At 45.1% G+C, this 17,987-nt stretch carries 14 protein-coding genes; 7 read left to right on the top strand and 7 right to left on the bottom strand.

Features of this window, described 5'->3' with window-relative positions; all coding sequences use genetic code 11:
* Positions 1 to 32: 32 nt before the first annotated feature.
* Both gmd and ACYVE4_RS06545 read right to left on the bottom strand, forming a co-directional pair.
* Positions 33 to 1,145 carry a GDP-mannose 4,6-dehydratase gene (gene gmd, locus ACYVE4_RS06550; protein WP_460996180.1) on the bottom strand — a complete coding sequence of 371 codons (1,113 nt, stop codon included), beginning with the start codon at positions 1,143 to 1,145 and terminating at the stop codon, positions 33 to 35.
* A gap of 80 nt (positions 1,146 to 1,225) precedes the next feature.
* Positions 1,226 to 1,816 carry an SPOR domain-containing protein gene (locus ACYVE4_RS06545; protein WP_460996179.1) on the bottom strand — a complete coding sequence of 197 codons (591 nt, stop codon included), beginning with the start codon at positions 1,814 to 1,816 and terminating at the stop codon, positions 1,226 to 1,228.
* 102 nt (positions 1,817 to 1,918) lie between these two features.
* On the opposite strand from ACYVE4_RS06545, the gene murB reads away from it, so the two are divergent.
* Positions 1,919 to 2,947 carry a UDP-N-acetylmuramate dehydrogenase gene (gene murB / locus ACYVE4_RS06540; RefSeq protein ID WP_460996178.1) on the top strand — a complete coding sequence of 343 codons (1,029 nt, stop codon included), beginning with the start codon at positions 1,919 to 1,921 and terminating at the stop codon, positions 2,945 to 2,947.
* Between the two features lie 148 nt (positions 2,948 to 3,095).
* Here murB and ACYVE4_RS06535 read toward each other — a convergent pair whose 3' ends face one another.
* Positions 3,096 to 4,010, bottom strand: a complete 915-nt coding sequence (locus tag ACYVE4_RS06535) for an ROK family protein (protein ID WP_460996177.1) — start codon at positions 4,008 to 4,010, stop codon at positions 3,096 to 3,098.
* 221 nt (positions 4,011 to 4,231) lie between these two features.
* Positions 4,232 to 4,906: an SDR family oxidoreductase gene (locus tag ACYVE4_RS06530; protein WP_460996176.1), complete on the bottom strand. Its 675-nt coding sequence runs from the start codon at positions 4,904 to 4,906 to the stop codon at positions 4,232 to 4,234.
* 152 nt (positions 4,907 to 5,058) lie between these two features.
* Between ACYVE4_RS06530 and ACYVE4_RS06525 the strand changes: the two genes are divergently transcribed.
* Complete coding sequence (locus ACYVE4_RS06525) at positions 5,059 to 5,790, top strand: MlaE family ABC transporter permease (RefSeq protein ID WP_460996175.1); 732 nt, start codon at positions 5,059 to 5,061, stop codon at positions 5,788 to 5,790.
* A 95-nt stretch (positions 5,791 to 5,885) separates the two neighbouring features.
* Positions 5,886 to 6,632, top strand: a complete 747-nt coding sequence (locus ACYVE4_RS06520; RefSeq protein WP_460996174.1) for an ABC transporter ATP-binding protein — start codon at positions 5,886 to 5,888, stop codon at positions 6,630 to 6,632.
* A 279-nt stretch (positions 6,633 to 6,911) separates the two neighbouring features.
* Here the strand turns inward: ACYVE4_RS06520 and ACYVE4_RS06515 are convergent, their stop codons facing one another.
* A complete protein-coding gene (locus tag ACYVE4_RS06515; RefSeq protein ID WP_460996173.1) occupies positions 6,912 to 8,540 on the bottom strand; it encodes a YceI family protein in 1,629 nt (542 codons plus the stop codon).
* A gap of 448 nt (positions 8,541 to 8,988) precedes the next feature.
* Between ACYVE4_RS06515 and ACYVE4_RS06510 the strand changes: the two genes are divergently transcribed.
* Entirely contained in the window at positions 8,989 to 10,740 is a 1,752-nt protein-coding gene (locus ACYVE4_RS06510) for an FAD/NAD(P)-binding protein (RefSeq protein WP_460996172.1), read from the top strand.
* A 173-nt stretch (positions 10,741 to 10,913) separates the two neighbouring features.
* Positions 10,914 to 11,081, top strand: coding sequence for a hypothetical protein (locus ACYVE4_RS06505; protein WP_460996171.1), 168 nt, complete (start codon positions 10,914 to 10,916; stop codon positions 11,079 to 11,081).
* A 262-nt stretch (positions 11,082 to 11,343) separates the two neighbouring features.
* Here the strand turns inward: ACYVE4_RS06505 and ACYVE4_RS06500 are convergent, their stop codons facing one another.
* Both ACYVE4_RS06500 and ACYVE4_RS06495 read right to left on the bottom strand, forming a co-directional pair.
* Complete coding sequence (locus tag ACYVE4_RS06500; protein ID WP_460996170.1) at positions 11,344 to 13,416, bottom strand: ComEA family DNA-binding protein; 2,073 nt, start codon at positions 13,414 to 13,416, stop codon at positions 11,344 to 11,346.
* A gap of 95 nt (positions 13,417 to 13,511) precedes the next feature.
* Positions 13,512 to 14,771, bottom strand: a complete 1,260-nt coding sequence (locus ACYVE4_RS06495; RefSeq protein ID WP_460996788.1) for a hypothetical protein — start codon at positions 14,769 to 14,771, stop codon at positions 13,512 to 13,514.
* Positions 14,772 to 14,974: 203 nt separating this feature from the next.
* Between ACYVE4_RS06495 and ACYVE4_RS06490 the strand changes: the two genes are divergently transcribed.
* Together ACYVE4_RS06490 and porZ are read left to right on the top strand one after the other, a co-directional pair.
* Positions 14,975 to 15,604, top strand: coding sequence for a thymidine kinase (locus ACYVE4_RS06490; protein ID WP_460996169.1), 630 nt, complete (start codon positions 14,975 to 14,977; stop codon positions 15,602 to 15,604).
* Positions 15,605 to 15,673: 69 nt separating this feature from the next.
* Positions 15,674 to 17,953, top strand: a complete 2,280-nt coding sequence (porZ, locus tag ACYVE4_RS06485) for a type IX secretion system anionic LPS delivery protein PorZ (RefSeq protein WP_460996168.1) — start codon at positions 15,674 to 15,676, stop codon at positions 17,951 to 17,953.
* Positions 17,954 to 17,987: the final 34 nt, after the last annotated feature.

Genomic DNA, 17,987 nt, shown 5'->3' with positions numbered 1-17,987 from the left:
GTTATCGTATAAATCGAATACTCGACTGACGACTATTCGTAGTAGTTTAAGATTTGATGACCACTGTTGGCTAACAACTGATCCCGTTTGAACAAGGCAATGTCAGCACTCATCATGTCGTTCACCAGCGCTGGCAGATCATATTTCGGCTTCCAGTTCAGCTTGGTCATCGCTTTGGTGGGATCGCCCAGCAGCAGATCCACTTCCGTTGGACGATAATAACGAGGATCAATGCAGACTACGGTTTTGCCAATCTCAACCGGAAACTCTGGATTCGTTGAACTCACCACTACACCCGTCTCCGCATCGCCTTCGCCCGAGAAGGCCAGCTCAACCCCAATTTCGCCAAACGCCATCCGAATGAAATCCCGAACCGTGGTGGTAACCCCCGTCGCAATTACAAAATCTTCTGGCGTGTCTTGCTGCAGGATCAAATACATCGCTTCCACATAGTCTTTCGCATGGCCCCAGTCCCGCAACGAATCCAGATTCCCCATGTATACTTTATCCTGCAAACCCAGCCCAATGCGCGAGACCGCCCGCGTAATTTTACGGGTTACGAACGTCTCACCCCGCAGTGGCGATTCATGGTTGAATAGAATACCATTACAGGCGTACATGTTGTAAGCCTCCCGGTAGTTGACTGTAATCCAGTAGCCGTATAATTTCGCAACCGCGTAGGGAGAGCGGGGATAGAATGGGGTTGTTTCCGATTGGGCATGTCCCTGTACCCCACCGTATAATTCAGACGTCGACGCTTGATAAATCCGGGTCTTTTCGGTCAGCCCCAGTAGGCGAACCGCTTCCAGAATGCGCAGTGTGCCGATGCCATCCACCTGGGCGGTGTACTCCGGCTCGTCGAAACTGACCCGCACGTGCGACATGGCGCCCAGGTTGTAGATTTCGTCGGGCTGCACTTCCTGGATGATGCGGATGACGTTGGTCGAATCGGACAGATCACCGTAGTGGAGAATAAAGTTTACGTTCTTCTCGTGGGGATCTTCGTACATGTGGTCGATCCGTTGGGTGTTGAAGAGGGAGCTACGGCGTTTGATACCGTGCACTTCGTAACCTTTACTTAAGAGCAGTTCGGCCAAATAGGCGCCATCCTGCCCGGTGATCCCCGTAATTAATGCTTTTTTCATACACTCTAACACTTAGGTTGACGCCAATTCGTATGGCCAAGAATATCAAAGTTAATTTATAACTCGCTAACTACCACCAATTACTTTATTAACAGGCTACGCCGAATGTCTACTTTATCTGCCTGCAACTGAGCGGATGTGATTAATCGATGAATTGATGTAAAGTATCGTTCAGCATCCAGACGACGCATGAAATCGCCTACTTTAAGTTTGTAAGTTGGTTGATTATAACTCAGGTAAGGGGTTAATTCCGGAAAATTCTGCGAGATTGCCAACTTAGCAGCTTCTGCTTCCTGGCGTTGATTGCCTACATACACCTGAATACGAAAACCTGGCGCATAACGAATGGTACGATTTTGAGTCGCTATCGTATCAAGCACTAAATCGAGTCGGCGATTGATATGCATAGCCTCAATAGGTGCACCCATCTTCCGATTATCGGTACGGCTTGGTGTCACAGACGAAGTTGTTGCTGGTACTGTTGGCTTTTTTGTAGACGACGAACTGGTTGGCGTTGAAGTTGAATTATACACAGGTCGTACCGAAGTAAGGTCTTCGTTATATCCATTATAATCCGTGGCCGATTTACCTGACGTAACGGCACGGCTACTGGCACAACCGCTAGCGATTAGTACAAACAACAGATATATCCAGCCTAACTTGTAACGCATATTTATTAGTTGATAGGGTACAAAAATAGCCATTCTGTTATTCCAATACGTCAAGCCCCTGTCGGATTTTCGCTACTTTTGGGAGATAATCCAAAACTCTACATGCTGAACATAGAAAGCCACGTGTCGCTTAAACCGTATAATACCTTTCGGATTGATGCTAACGCGCGGTACTGGGTTGATATTACTAACGAAGAAGATCTTCAAACGTTACTTCAGTTATCCGAATTTCTTGATACGCCTAAATTGATTCTTGGTGGTGGAAGTAATGTCTTACTATGCCGGAATTTTGATGGATTAGTGGTCAAAGTGAGCCTTCAGGGCCTTGAAATCGTTCGGGAAGACGACACTCATGTCTATCTGAAAGTAGGGGCTGGCATGGTGTGGCATGACTTAGTTATGTTTTGCGTAAACCGGGGTTATGCTGGAGTCGAAAACTTATCGCTTATTCCGGGAACCGTGGGCGCAGCGCCTATGCAAAATATTGGTGCTTACGGTGTTGAGTTAGAGCAGGTCTTTGAGTCATTAACCGCTGTTCATAGTACTACTGGCGAAAAAAGGACATTTACCCATGCAGACTGTGAATTTGGCTATCGCGAAAGCGTATTCAAACGAGCATTGAAAGGCCAGTATATTATTACAAGCGTTACACTGCAATTAGATAAACAGCCTACGTTTCATACTCGCTATGGTGCCATTCAGGAAACACTAACTGAAATGGGTATATCAGAAGACAAACTAACGATTAAAGCGATAAGTGAAGCTGTGATGCGCATTCGCCGAAGCAAACTTCCTGATCCAGCGCAAATTGGTAATGCAGGCAGTTTCTTCAAAAATCCTGAAATCCCTAAAGCGCAGTTTGATGCTTTGCAAATTGCTTATCCAACGTTACCGGGTTATCCTCTGGGCGATAAGGTAGTGAAAGTCCCGGCTGGCTGGCTGATTGAACAGGCTGGCTGGAAAGGCTATCGTTCTGGCGATGCGGGCGTTCATGCCAAGCAGGCCCTTGTTTTGGTCAACTACGATTCGGCAACAGGCGATCAGATTCTGGCCCTTGCTCAACAGGTTCAGAAATCGGTTCAGGAAAAATTTGGCATAACCATATCTCCCGAAGTGAATGTAGTGCAGTAAGCAATCTAAACTTTTGAATGTAAGACACTTCATAAACCTTTTTGTCCTTCTGAGGAAGGAAGAATCTTAACATTTCCTAATACGTAAATCAGAGTGTTTTTAAGATTCTACCTCCCTCAGAAGGACAAAAGCTGCTCTAAGACATGTTTTATTCAAAACAGAGCGAAGCAGCTCCAAGTAATCCGGCGTCATTTCCGAGCGTGGCCCGTTTGATGCTCAAGCCGTTTTTATAGTACGCATTCAACCAGTACTCAAGTGTTTTATGAACAGCTGGTAAAATATAATCAAATGAGGCCGATAAACCTCCTCCGATTAATACCTGCTTAATGTCTAATACTTTAATCAGAGACGCTAACCCTTCGCCCAGCATTTCGCCTACTTCCGTCCAGATTTGCAAAGCCAGTTCGTCGCCTTCAGCCGCAGCCGCAACCAAGCCAGTTGTCGAAATACTGCCATCAGCGGGTAAATGCGTATCCCCTTTGAAGTCTTTCCGGCGATCATTAGCCAATTGAAGCAATTCAACTTTGCCGATGTTTCGCTCAAGAACCCGTCCATTCCGGGAAGGAATATGGCCTGGTTCCATCGCGTTGCCGTCGCCACCCGTAAATATTTTCTTGTTGATGATAGCTGCCCCACCCACGCCCGTACCTAGCGTAATGAAGATGTAGTTCTCCGTGATTTTTTCTTCGGCAAAATAATACTCTCCCAGAGCAGCGGCATTGGCATCGTTTTCCAGAAAAAATTGAACACCAGGAAATCGTTTGCTCAATATATCCACCATAGGAACGCCGTTGATTTCCGGAATCGCCGTGATTTCAAGCGGGACAGTTCGCTCACGATTCAGCATGCCCGGCAAACCGATGCCGACCTGCTTTACGTCCTTATTGCTTAATAATTGGAGAGCAACGGCATCGCCAAAACGGTCGACGAAATGGCCCGATTCGCGCCAGCTAATGGTGTCGTGGCTGTAGAAATTAGAAATTTTACCAGTATTCGCATCGACAATGCCCATTTTGACGTTTGTACCGCCAACGTCAATACCCAGATACTCAACGGAAGCCATTCGTAGCAATAAGTCAGTTTAATTATGAATATTTTTTGCGTTTTGAAACGATGAAGTAGGGCGCAAGTTACAAAAGAGTCATCAGTCAACCGTCATTCTTCGGCAGCTGTTTATAATGTAAGTAGCCCAATACCTAGTATTCACTGCCCTACAGCCAGATAAAACTCAAATACGTAAACTATTAAGCTCCAGCTTTAACCTCGTTTAGATTATACTTGCTGTTAAATATCACCCAATTGTGGGCGGATTAATATTTCTTCAACAACGGCACTTTTCGATAAGGAAAAAGCGCCCCAAACGCTGTCGGCTACATCTTCGGGCTTCATAAATCGCTCCTCAGGTAAGTCGGTGCCTTCCCAACTGGCGGTAAGTGTAGCGCCCGGCAAAACAGCCGTCACTTTTACACCATGTGGCTTAAGTTCTTCGCGAAGCACTCGACTCATACCCAGCAACGCAAATTTAGAGATACAGTACGAACCACCATTTGTATAGGCCGTAATACTGGCAGTTGAACACATCATGAAAATATGCCCTTGGCGACGAGACATCATTTCTCCTACTAAACCACGAGTCAGATGATAAGCACTGGCGACGTTCGTGTTCATTACTTGCTCAAACGTACCTTCTGCTTCATTATGAATCTGTCCTGGCAGGAAAACACCCGTATTATTAACCAACACATCGACAGGCCGATTAAGCGTCTGAATATACTCGAGAAGGTTATTGACACCGGAACGGCTTGATAAATCGGCAGCAAATGGGAAAAGATTAGGACCATTTATACCATCTATCGACCGGGCACAGACAACGGCATCGAAACCTTCTGAGATGAATCGATCAGCAATAGCGCGACCGATTCCTTTGGTCCCTCCCGTAATAACAATGAGTGGATTCATTCAAAAAGTAATGAAATTTTATTCCTAGCGATTATGAAATAGTAAGGTTTAGCCTACGGCGCAAGTTACGTCAGAAACCATTCTATCTTTACGAGGGTTCTCCCGAATGACGATCATTCACGCTAAAGTTCGTACGTCTTCGCTACCGATTTATGTCACGATTAGGCAGTTACTTTATTTTTCTGGGTACACTCTTCCGCAATCGGGAGAAATTCCGCGTTTATATGGGGCTTATTCTCAATGAATGCACAAACATTGGAGTCGGCTCGATTTTCATTGTTGCTCTTGTCAACACTTTTATTGGCGCCGTCACGTGCGTACAAACAGCCTATAACCTCACAAACCCCTTCGTTCCAAAGAATATCATCGCATTAATTGTACGCGACAGTTCTATTCTGGAATTAGCGCCAACGCTTTCCTGTATTGTATTGGCCGGGAAAGTAGGATCGAATATTGCCAGTGAATTAGGTACAATGCGAATCACCGAACAGATTGACGCGCTAGAAGTAATGGGCATTAACTCTAGCTCTTATCTGGTTTTACCGAAGGTGATTGCGTCCGTTCTCATGTTTCCGCTACTAGTGATCATGGCTGGATTTCTGGCTATTTTAGGTGGCTACATTGCCGGAACTTTAGCAGGTGTGATCTCTTCGGAGGATTACATATCGGGCCTGCGATTCGAGTACAAGCCATTCGGTGTAACGTTCGCACTCATCAAAACGGTAGTATTCGCCTTTCTGATCTCAACCATTTCAGCTTATAGAGGCTACAATGTTCGTGGAGGTGCGCTGGAAGTGGGCGCTGCGTCGACAGCAGCCGTAACCAATAGTTGTGTAGCCATCGTAGCCGCCGATTTCATCCTTACGCAGATGTTACTCACCTAATTGTTGAATGATTGAGTGTATAGAATGATTGAATAGGCTTACGCAAAGTTTTATTGAATCATTCTATTACTCAATCATTCTATCATTGAACCCCCATGATTGAAATAAAAAATATATCGAAATCCTTTAACGATCGTCAGATTCTGGCGGGAGTTAGTGGAACGTTTAAACCTGGCGATACGAGTCTGGTTATTGGCAGTAGCGGAACAGGTAAGAGCGTTCTGCTCAAATGCATGATTGGTTTAGTGCAACCTGATTCAGGAGAAGTTCTTTACGATGGACGTAATTTTCTAAAAGCCGATCTGAACGAACAGAAAACGATTCGTCGGGAGATGGGCGTTCTATTTCAGGGCTCGGCGCTGTTCGATTCGAAAACGGTGTTGGAAAATGTTCGTTTTCCGCTTGATATGTTGACGGAGCAGGCAGAAAGCGAAAAAATAGATCGTGCCCAGGAATGCTTACGCCGAGTGGGGCTAGAAAATGCGGCCGACCGGATGCCTTCTGAAATTAGTGGTGGGATGAAAAAACGGGTTGGTATCGCCCGCGCTATCGTCTTGAATCCGAAATACTTATTCTGCGATGAGCCAAATTCAGGTCTTGATCCGCTTACATCGATCAAAATTGATCAGCTCATTTCTGAAATCACCGACGAGTTTCAAATTACAACTGTTGTGATCACGCACGACATGAATTCGATGTTGGAAATCGGCGAGAAGATTATGTTTCTATATCAGGGCAAGAAACTCTGGGAAGGTAATAGTAATACCCTTACCGAGTCGGGAGTAAACGAATTGAATGAGTTTATTAACGCGAATAAACTCATTCGGGAAATGGAAAAATAGTCGAGTTGGCCGCTGTTACAGATCAAATGAGCAGGTCGCAGGTTCGAATTCCGTAGGGGTAGGCTCTGTTTTTAAATGAAGGATAATCCGTTGATTTTTAGGCTTTTTCACTTTATCATACTGAAGTCCTCCCAATTACTGAACCGCTCAACGATTGAGGATCGGACGTTCATGAGGTACCACCAACTCTAAGCTGTTATCGATCAATTGTATTACAAACTCAAATAGTACAGAGAAAATGGGACTTTGAATTGTTTTATTGCAAAGCCTGCTACCTACTTATTTTTTCGCTACGATTTTCACAAAGAGTTTAACCTCGTCCGAAAAAACTCCATCAATAGACTGATTAAAGTTCTTTTTTGATCCATAATCGATACCCCAATCTGTTCGATCAATGGTCAGCGTGCCATTCAACTCGACAGTTCCGTCCATTCCGTCCTTAAAATGCATTTTGGCTGGAAAAGTAACTGCCTTCGTGATACCTTCAATAGTTAGGTTCCCTGTAACTTTTATATTTCCATCATTAACTCTTATACTGCCATCAGTTGGAACTTTTGTATTTCTATCATTCCATGTTTCAACCTTTGTAATGGCGAATGTAGAAACCGGGAATTTTTTGATATCAAAAAATGGAGGGTATTTATTGAGTGAACGTTGATCAACAAAATTTTCAATTGTATTCATGTCGACTTCAACAGCACCGCCCACTAAATGACGGTTGTCGATGACCAATTCTCCTTTTACTATATCGACGTCTCCTGTATTGGAACCATCGCCAAGAAACGTAGTACCTTCCCATCCACCAAGTAACATAGAACCTTTCCATACGACAGCACTTTGCTTCGTATCGATGCTATATTTTTTCTGGCCCTCTTTCTTATAAAAGTCCGTGATTGTCTTTCCATCATACCGATATACGCCGGTCGCATCGCCAAACCAAATACTGCCGTCATTAGCTTCCGAAAGCCCCAGAAAAGCCTTTCCTGACATAACTTCGGTTACCGTGGGCTCATTCGTGTATAAGGACTTCGCATCATACCGCGAAACTGCCTGAACCGTCCAATTAGCCGGATTTACTGGACCAGTAGTCCAGATGTCCCCTTTTTTATCCTGGATTATCGCATAAGCACCTCGCTCCGATACCTTCGTAAAGGTACTGCCGTCGTAGCGATAGAGGCCACCGGTCCGGCCTACTTTAAAGCCATTGTAACCGCTGAGCCAGATAGTTCCCTTGTTATCTTCCAGTATAGCCCAAACGTCGAGAAAGGGTTCGCCTTTATGGGTTAACGTGGTAAATTTCCCTCCGTCATAAACAAAGGCGTCGCCCCTTGTGCCAACCCACAATTTCCCTGTTTTATCTTCAAGAATTGTATGAATATCATTATTCCAATGCCCTTCTTTATAAAAAAGCGGGGCATTGGGAGAGGTAAAATTTCGAAACGATTTCCCATCGTACCGACTTAGTCCACCTCCAGTGCCAAACCAAATAATGCCAGTTTTATCTTCATAAACAGACGTAACTCGATTATTGGAAAGACCCTCCGTGGTCGTGAAATGCTGAATGGATTTGCCGTTGTCATAATAAACGCCTGAATCAGTAGAAGCGAACCACCTATTTCCTTGTCGATCTTCCAGAACATCCCAGAATGTGTGCTGACCTAGTTTACTGGTAAGATTAGTAAACGATTGTCCATCGTATCGAAACACATCACCAAATGATGCGTTGTTGGGGCCAGCCATCAAAATAGTGCCATTTCTGCCTTTTTTTATATTCCGCACCATTATGTTAGGCCCTATGTCTTTGATCTCGGACTTGATGGTGTCTTTTGGTCCGTTTGTTTGGTTTTGCCCACAGGATGTGCAAAAAACAACCATCAGGAACAGAGCATATGCGGGGGAATAGTTCATTCTTTTTCTTTTTGCTACCAATGAATGTCAACCACTACGTGGGCCGCAAACCTAGCCGTCTTCGTGCTGAAATGTGTTGGAGGGTTAGTAAAAGAATGTTAACGAAACGTAAAAGTTGATTTTACGGATTGCTGTGAATTTGTGCCTCTAAGAAGTTGGATCTACTACACAAAAATGTTGCCCATACAACTGTCTCACAAAACAGTTACTTAATCGGACTACGAATTCCCTCAGGCGTGTTGACAGAAGTAGAGCTTGGCCGTAATGGTTGACGCTAGGCAGTAAACAATTTGCTTCATTATCGACTTTGGTTGAAAGCTATCAATTCATATGAAAATTAGTCTTTTTTTATCCATCTACGTTTTTTCAAGACCACCTGGCTGGCATTCTTTACTACACCTTTCCAGAGGGGTCAAGTGTATAGTTCCCGTAACGGATTAGTTTATTTATGCCATCACCAACACCACAACTTCGCATTGCCATCCTGGGCGGGGGGCCGAGCGCTTTATTTACGTATAAACGCCTGATTGAATCCGATCGAAATGACTTACATGTTCACATCTTTGAGCGGTCCGCTCAATTAGGGGCTGGCATGCCTTACAGTATGGCCGGAGCCAACGTCGAACATGTAACCAATGTATCCGGCAATGAAATTCCCAATTTGATAACCTCCCTGCCAGAATGGATAAAAACTCAGCCAGTGGAACGGCTTGCCTTGTTTCAACTCGATCCACGGCAAATTAGCCCATATCAGGTGGTTCCTCGGTTACTATTCGGGCAATACCTATCGGCCCAGTTTGATTTACTGCAACAACGAGCGCGGGCTCGAGGGCTGGATACGCAGGTTCATCTCAACTGTACCGTGAGCGACATCCGCAATGAACCGACCAGCCAGACAGTATGGATAGAAACCGCTGACAAACACCGCTACAGCTTTGATATTGTGATTGTTTGTACAGGCCATTACTGGCCGATTAGCCACGAAGGCACGGTGCCAGGTTATTTTGATTCACCTTACCCACCAACTAAACTGGCCTTGACACTGAATCATCCCGTTGCCATCCGGGGGGCTTCTCTGACGGCCATAGACGCCATCCGTACACTGGCTCGGCATAATGGGCATTTCGAACCTGATTCAACCGGGCAGCTTCGGTATTATCGGTCGAAAGCAGTCCCTGATTTTCAGTTGGTGATGCATTCCCGGCAGGGGCTTTTACCCGCCATTCGGTTTCATCTGGATGAACCCCTGATTTCTCAGGACGACCAACTAAGTCCGGATCTCATTGCGGCCAACCGGCAACAAAATCAAGGGTTTCTATCGTTGGATTTCGTCTTCGAAAAAGCGTTCAAACAGGCTTTACGAAAGAAAGATCCGGTTTTTTACGAACGTATCCGAGACATGGACCTGGAGACTTTCGTCGACACAATGATGGGCATGCGTGAGCATCAGGATCCGTTTGTTCTGTTTGCGAAAGAATATCAGCAGGCCGAACAATCCATCAAGCAACGCGAGTCCATTCACTGGAAAGAAACGCTGGCGGTCCTGAGTTACGCCCTGAATTATCCAGCCAAATATTTTTCGGCAGAAGACAGCGAACGGTTAAAAAAAGTGCTGATGCCGTTAATCGCTATCGTTATTGCTTTTGTGCCACAGCAATCCGCTCAGGAGTTATTAGCGCTTTATCAGGCTGGCATACTGACACTTAAAACGGCTGGCGAAGACAGTAAAGTCACTCCTCATCCGGAAGGCGGGGCCACATATGACAACCCGGAAGATACCGATCAGCCCCAGCCGGTGCATTATCAAACATTTGTCGATTGTATAGGGCAGCCTCATCTGGCATTTGAGGAATTTCCCTTTAAAACCTTAGTAAGAGATCAGACGGTAAGCCGGGCGCGACTGCGTTATCAGTCGGATGAAGTGGGTCTGAAGGCTATGCAGCAAGGCAATGGCGATGTGGAGCAACTAGCTGATGGTAAGTTTTATCTGACCGTACCGGGTTTGGCTATCAATGATGATTTTCAGGTTATTGATCCGCAGGGGCAACCCAACCCCCGGCTCTATATAATGGCAGTGCCGCACATCGGGGGCTATAATCCGGATTACTCTGGATTGGATTTTGCCGAAGCTGCTTCCACTCGCATTGTCAAACACTTATTGCAAATTGACCGTACGGTTAACGAATCAATAGCTTCCTGAACGATCGGTTAGCTCAAATGAACCAGAAATGAAAATATGGAGTGATTGTTAGTCATAAATACTTTAGATGGAAGGCATCCACCAGCAGGATCATGGGTGTTAGCTTTTCAACTGGCGCTGCAATAGGCTACGACAAAGCAACCTAGTTCTAGATCGGCCGAACCGTCTCATCGATGACGTTTCTGGCCAACACCGATGCGATCATTATTGATATTCGCAAGAACCACGGGTTTGCCGACGGTGGCTATTTGATTGCAAGTTATTTCTTTACTGATGCGGTCCATTGGAGTGACAGCTATGACCCTTACACTGATGCCACCTCCCATCAAAATTGTTCATAAAAACGCCGTTTGATTTATCCTGGCCGACATCATCAGTGCTTTTCTTTATGAATCGAAAAACTCCCAAACGATTTGATCAATCTTGTGAATCAACTTTTGCGCTCTGACCAGTCCAAGTAGCTAATTATGCCGTTTGTACAAAAACAAAAATACATATACCCCCAATTTTATTATTTATTCCCAGATCCGTCAGACGCTTAAAAACCCCAACAATCACCTGATAACCAGTGCTATTTTGAGTTTCGCAGGAGGATCGTGATCCTCAGAATCGCCAACGTACTTGCATTTTCACTTCGGTTTTGTGAGGGGCATTAATTTGATCAAGGTCGGAGCCAACGGTTATCTGATTTGTCAAATCCGTTCTTGCCCAGCGAATCCATACATCCAAATGACGATTTAGGCTATACTGCGCCAATACGTAATGGCGAACGCCATGATTGAAATAGGCTGGAAACGAGAAGGCATAGAGCACATCTCGCTCATAAACATATTGCCGACTATCATAATCATCTGTACCAAACAGAGCAATTCGACCACTCACAGTTAATCGCTTGTGTTCAACCGTAGCATCCTGAACGAGTGTAAAACCTCTTGAAGCAGCTTGCCCAGCATAACTAAAACTACCCCATTGTATACGAGAGCGCAGTGACAGTCCTCTTGCTAGTTTATAATCAGCATTTAGAGCAAAACTTCGGCGCATTGTTCCGACTACCTCTTTCTCTTTATTGATTGTGAGGTTCTTTTGCTTATGCTCTTCATGGTAGATGGCGTAAAAGGTCGTTTGACGATTGGGCATGTAGCGAGTCTGTAACAAATAGTCAAACCCATTCGACGGTTTATCAACGAGATATTTTAACCAGGGAAAACGAAAATAATCGACAAATCCGCCAACAGTCAATTTTCGATACAACGTATATTTCATTCCCATATAAATACCTGATTCATTGATCGTTCGACTCCCTTCAGCGAAAGCGTTGCCATAAAAACTATGGAAATTCCGATTGTAATGCCGGAATACAACAGACAAATCAATTTTTTTGGTCAGGCTGGCTAACGCACCTCCTACCGCGCCAATGCCACCCGAATTTGTTGCAGAACCGCCACTATGCGCTATTTCTGTGAAGAAATTCCAGTTGTGCCAGATGTAGCCAGCGTGAACGCCCGCGACTAGGTTATTCTTACCCGTAAATTCATACTGATTATAAGGCAAATTGCGCTTCTGGAGAAACGTATCAAATGTGGTTCGTAAAAGCGTAAAGCCAACCTGAACTTGATGGTGGTTTTGATACAGTATATGCGCACCCAGATTGGTTTCAAGCAAACTTCCCTGATCGTCGATTTCCGATTGCGTACGATGAAACCCGGACGTTTGTAGAGAAGTAGCAATAAATCCCGTTCCCAAACTATCGGATGTTAGATTCGCGTCGCGACGATTCCGGGCAATCAACAACGTTGCTGTTAAATTCCGGTGTAATGCGTAAGTAGCCGTTATACCTCGAAAATAGCCGTATTCAGTCAGAGAATTGTAGGGCCGTGCACCTAGTGTCGGCCGCCGGATCGACTGGACTGTTTCGCTGCTTTTACCTAGCACAAAGCCTCCAGACAACACTAAGCCTTGTCCGGCCTGTATTTGATAATCACCTAAAAGGATATTTTTCCAACGACCTCGATTCTGAAATTGTGCATGAAATGATACGTAATCAGCGCCATTCCGATTAGCTGATGGCTGCCAGTCTAATCGCTCACCAGGGTCTTTTTCCAGAGTAAAACCCATACTAAAATTCCGCGACCGACTATAGCGATACCGCATATACCATTGATTGGCATCGCCTAGATATCGAGTCGGTAAAGCGCCTTTTTTATCTGGAATAGCTTCAGTAAAGCCTTTTTGCTGTTCGAGCAGTCGCTCGTATCGGACAATCAGATAGTTATCCGTTGCGCCCGATCCGGTTAAATTTCCCGCAACTGCGACAAAAGGCAGTAGTCGCCGAATGGTTGGTAGATCAAAATCAGGTATAGCCTGAAGCTCGTAAACAGAGATCAAATCACCGAACTCTGCCCGGTAAGTCGCCAAACTATTAAGTTGGCGTTCAGAGAGAAGGTAGGTTGCTTCTAATTCATCCCGACTGGCGCTGTTCAGGTCAAGTGGATTCGCATAAAGTTGCGTCAGGGCGTCATAAATCGATTGGTAGTCAACTCCTTCGGTCTGAACGGGGAACAAATCCTGTAGGTGCAGACTAATATCGATTTCGCGACGCGCTGGTACATTCGTTTGCGCAAAACCAGCAAACGACAACCGTAATCCAATCAGTACGATCAGGGAAAGAATTCGCAAAAGCTTTTTTGTTCAAATAGCGAAAGTGCATTGGACGATGAAAGCGCCAAAAAGACACACTTATGAACAAAAAATATACTTAAGGAAGCTCCAGATCAGGCGAAACGCCGTTTCAGAATTTCAACCAGTTCACTTACCTCATCGCTACTCATGTCCCATAGATACTGAGAAGCATATCGATACGAGATCAAATCCAGTGCTTCACCATAATTATTCAAGGTATCGATCTCTTCAACAGCCTGATTATACGCATTGGCATTGCCGTTGAAAAGCTGATTGATAAAGCGGAATTTCTGGTTTAATGAAATACTACGAGCTACGCTTTCAATGGGCGCACGATGGAATGTCTCGGCAATCGTAGGGGGCTCCGTAACGGGTGTTTCGCGTAAGGTATCGTTTAAAGTGACTGGCGTTTCTTCCGCTTCTGGAAGCGGTTTGATTTCTGGTGTGATTGTCGCCTGAACGGGTTCCGCATCCAGCCGCGATGGCTGACTAGTTGGTGCTACCGGTACTGGTCCTGGCGTACCATTCAGGAATTTCACTCCCCCCGAACTATCTGAATCATTTGTATCCGTAACTGATGAAATCTCAGGCTTGGACGACAACGATTGAATTGTAGTTTCTGAAACTGAGTTGGCCGGTACTAATGGAGCCGGTGGAACTGTCGTCTCGGCTGCGGTATCGAAAAAGGATCGCGCAGGAGTGGAGAGCATTGCATCAGGCACGTGGCTACGTAGCAACACGGCTGGATTCATTGGATGCTTTTCCGAAAATTGAGTCACAAATTTTTCGTAAGGCTCCAGTTCGTGCGCTTTTTGGGTAAGCGCTTCGTCCAGATAAATCAGCGCCTGATTGACATATACGAATGGCTTACCATTCATCCGTTGCATAATATGCGTCGGAATAAACTGATTAATTTTCGTATACCGGATGATTTGTTTGATCGCAGCAGCCGTAACGGTAAAATCAGGCTGACTCCGAAGCACATCATCGAAATACGAGCGAGGATCGAAAATCATGATGATCGTCCGACGTACGGCGTCGGTCAACAGCGGTTCGAGATGCTCACGACGAACCGAAATATGTTGTGAGACCACGTTCATGAAATTCTGTAATGCTTCCTGTACTTCATCGCTGTTAAAATCGAAGTAAGGACTCCTGAATTTCTCCGCATCCGCCTGCCATTTATCCGATAAGCTACTGATAACAAACAGGTTTATTTGACTAATAGGTGTCAAAGAAAGAATTTGTTGACCATTAATTGTCGTATGGTTTTGATAAAAATCAGACGCAATCCGACGGGCGTAGGACTTACTGTATTCAGATAGAGCGTTGGCGTTAAACTTGTTCGACATCAGGAAAAGCCTTTGTTTTGTAAATATATAGCTTTCAGCTACAAACCGATTGTTATCACTGAAGAAATCAAATGCAGCGGGTTGTAATCCATGGTTTAGCCCAACAACGGGCAAACCGTGTGGATAAATAAAGCAGTGACCTTGCCGGCTAGTCATAATAGGTATAGTTTATTCAGGTTACGGTATAGTTTTAAGAATTACGGATGTTTATAGAACCCACTCGACGTCGTGAACCACCCCATCTCCGCACCGGCTGGATCGAAGTAATCTGCGGATCAATGTTTTCTGGAAAGACAGAAGAATTAATTCGTAGGCTCACTCGTGCGCGGATTGCCAAGCTGAACGTTCAAATTTTTAAACCCGCTTTGGACACCCGCTACCATGCCGAAAACATCGTTTCTCATTCGGCGCATGCGATTCATTCAACCCCCGTGCAAACAGCGAGCCAAATTTTAAAATCAGCGGGTGATTGTGAAGTAGTTGGTATCGACGAGGCCCAATTTTTCGATAAAGAGATTACCGAAGTGTGCAATACACTGGCGAATCAGGGCAAACGGGTGATTGTTGCAGGGCTAGATATGGATTTTGCCGGGAATCCATTTGGTTGTATGCCACAGTTAATGGGTATTGCTGAGTATGTTACCAAAGTTCACGCCATTTGTGTGGTTTGTGGCGACATTGCCCAATATTCGTACCGACTTGTGCCTTCTCAGGATCGTGTATTACTCGGAGAAACAGATAGTTACGAAGCCCGTTGCCGTCGTTGTTTTAATCTGGGAGAGAAAGCGGGACAAAAGGAATGGGCGTATGAAGACGTTAATAATGATGAATGATGAATGATGAATGATGAATGATGAATGATGAATGATGAATGATGAATGATGAATGATTTACAAAAAATATTGTATAAAAAATTAAGATTCAGAAAGTTATCTTCTATATACTATTGGTGTACTGTATTTTTTTTACTCTCATCACTCATCACTTATAGTTCATCGCTCGCTCAAATAGGCGTCTGGCAAACTCATTTTAGTTATCAATCGGGGCAATCGGTAGCTGTAATTGGTAATAAAGTTTACGCAGCTACGCAAAATGGATTTTTCTATTATGACAAAGTAACCAAGGAGTCGACTACCCTTAGCAAAGCAGATGGCCTGAGTGGTGTAGGAATTAGCCGAATTCTTTATTTAGCTGATCAAAAACGTCTTCTCATTGCGTATCAGAACGGAAATCTGGATTTCATCGCCATAAACGATGCTGGTGAGCCTGGCCAGATTACCAATCTGAACACTATTTTTTCGGCGTCGAACTTGCCGACGGCACGCGGAATCAATCACCTGAATCGTATCGACAATGTTCTTTATCTGAGCACTGATTTTGGGATTGTCGTTTTGGATTTAGCGAGGAATGAAATCCGAGACACCTATTTTAGCCTACGCTCCGACGGCACTCCTTTACCGATTTATCAGACAGCTGCTACAACTGATAGTTTGTATGCACTAACGGGGGCTCTAACTCTGGGAGGAACTGGTCGTCGATTGCGCGCTATTCGCTTTGCAACCAGTGTAAATATCGTTGATCCGGCAAACTGGCGAAATGTTACCGAACCTGGTCAGCCACTCGAATCGATTGTTGCCAACCAGGGAAAGTTATCAGCAACCGTAAATGGTGTAGGTATTTACGAACGACAAAGTGGTAGGTGGACGTTAACACAATCATTGGCCAATCCGATTATCAGGCAATTTCCATTTTCACAGAGCCCGATTCTGGCGACGGACAAAGCCATTACCCTTTCTGGAACAGGATCATTTTCGGGTGCCTTACTCGCCGATCCGCGCGAACTAATCGTAGACGGAAATACAATATGGGTCGCTGATACAAAAAATGGTTTATTGCTCGGAAATGCAGGTCAGTTTACTCGAATCGCTCCCGAAGGCCCGACCCGCGACCATTTTGTCAGCTTATATGGTTATCCACAGGGACTTATTGGTTTACCTGTTGTTCCTCTGGATGACAGAACGTTAGCAACTCCCTATGAAGCTTTTTCAGTACCAAATGGCCGCTGGACTAGTGGTCAGGTTTCGGGGTTAACCCGTGGTTTTAACAGTGCGGCCTACTTATCATCAGAGCAAAAACTTTATCTAAGCAGCTTTGGATCAGGTTTATGGAGTCAGGCAGACGGACAATCCCCAACTGCTGTTACGCTACCAGCAACCATTAGCCCATTCATCACCAGTATAGCAGCAGATATCGATGGAAATTTATGGCTAACCACCTGGACTCCACCGTACTCGACACAAACCATCTTACATGTTCGTCGGCCAGATGGCAAGTTTGAATCATTTCCGGTGCTCGTTCCGACTATTATTACCCAACTTGTCCCAGACGACAATGGCTTTCTTTGGATGCGTACGAGCCGGAACGAGGATATTTTCGTCGTTGATCCAGCAGGCAATCGAACCCGCTATTTATCGACCCTAACCGGGCAAGGCGGTTTATTATCCTCTACAATTCTTGCTTTAGTAAAAGATCGTACGGGCGTTATCTGGGTTGGCACCGATTTGGGGCCAACAGTATTTGATAATCCAGCCGGTGCCTTCGATGTTGCCATCGATGCACAACCCCCAATCCTGAATCGCCGTCGATTACTCGCTAATGAGCAGATTACTTCAATAGCGGTCGACGGGGGGAATCGAAAATGGATCGGTACGACAAAAGGCGTTTATCATGTCGCGCCAGATGGGTCGCAATTGCTGGATACATTCACCGCCGAAAATAGCCCGTTGCCCAATAATTCGGTCCAAGCAATAGCTATAGAACCTACCAGCGGCAAAGTCTTTATCCAAACCGGAACAGCTGACCGTCCATACGGCATTGTATCATATCAAGGGCCAGCTACTGAACCTGCCGATGCATTAAGCACCTTAACCATTTTCCCGAATCCAGTACGACCGGATTTTCAGGGGAATGTTGGGATTAAAGGCTTGACCGATAATGCTACCGTAAAGATTCTTGATGCGGGCGGTAAACTGGTCTATGAAACAAAATCGCAGGGCGGAACAGCTAGCTGGAATCTCATTGATTATTTAGGTCGTTCAGTCCAAACAGGGATTTATTTAGTTGTGGTGGTGACAAAAGATGGGTCAGAAGGATTAGCCGGGAAACTAGCCGTGGTTCGCTAGGAAGGTACTATTGAGTTGCATTCATTAATCGCCG

Source organism: Spirosoma harenae (assembly GCF_054776975.1).
Note: the sequence above shows the minus strand (reverse complement) of the source record. Positions and strands in the feature narration are given on the sequence as shown.

Bases quoted from the DNA above. Each gene is read 5' to 3' on its own strand.
- gmd (WP_460996180.1), bottom strand. From the start codon at position 1,145: ATGAAAAAAGCATTAATTACGGGGATCACCGGGCAGGATGGCGCCTAT.
- ACYVE4_RS06545 (WP_460996179.1), bottom strand. From the start codon at position 1,816: ATGCGTTACAAGTTAGGCTGGATATATCTGTTGTTTGTACTAATCGCT.
- murB (WP_460996178.1), top strand. From the start codon at position 1,919: ATGCTGAACATAGAAAGCCACGTGTCGCTTAAACCGTATAATACCTTT.
- ACYVE4_RS06535 (WP_460996177.1), bottom strand. From the start codon at position 4,010: ATGGCTTCCGTTGAGTATCTGGGTATTGACGTTGGCGGTACAAACGTC.
- ACYVE4_RS06530 (WP_460996176.1), bottom strand. From the start codon at position 4,906: ATGAATCCACTCATTGTTATTACGGGAGGGACCAAAGGAATCGGTCGC.
- ACYVE4_RS06525 (WP_460996175.1), top strand. From the start codon at position 5,059: ATGTCACGATTAGGCAGTTACTTTATTTTTCTGGGTACACTCTTCCGC.
- ACYVE4_RS06520 (WP_460996174.1), top strand. From the start codon at position 5,886: ATGATTGAAATAAAAAATATATCGAAATCCTTTAACGATCGTCAGATT.
- ACYVE4_RS06515 (WP_460996173.1), bottom strand. From the start codon at position 8,540: ATGAACTATTCCCCCGCATATGCTCTGTTCCTGATGGTTGTTTTTTGC.
- ACYVE4_RS06510 (WP_460996172.1), top strand. From the start codon at position 8,989: ATGCCATCACCAACACCACAACTTCGCATTGCCATCCTGGGCGGGGGG.
- ACYVE4_RS06505 (WP_460996171.1), top strand. From the start codon at position 10,914: ATGACGTTTCTGGCCAACACCGATGCGATCATTATTGATATTCGCAAG.
- ACYVE4_RS06495 (WP_460996788.1), bottom strand. From the start codon at position 14,771: ATGTCGAACAAGTTTAACGCCAACGCTCTATCTGAATACAGTAAGTCC.
- ACYVE4_RS06490 (WP_460996169.1), top strand. From the start codon at position 14,975: ATGTTTATAGAACCCACTCGACGTCGTGAACCACCCCATCTCCGCACC.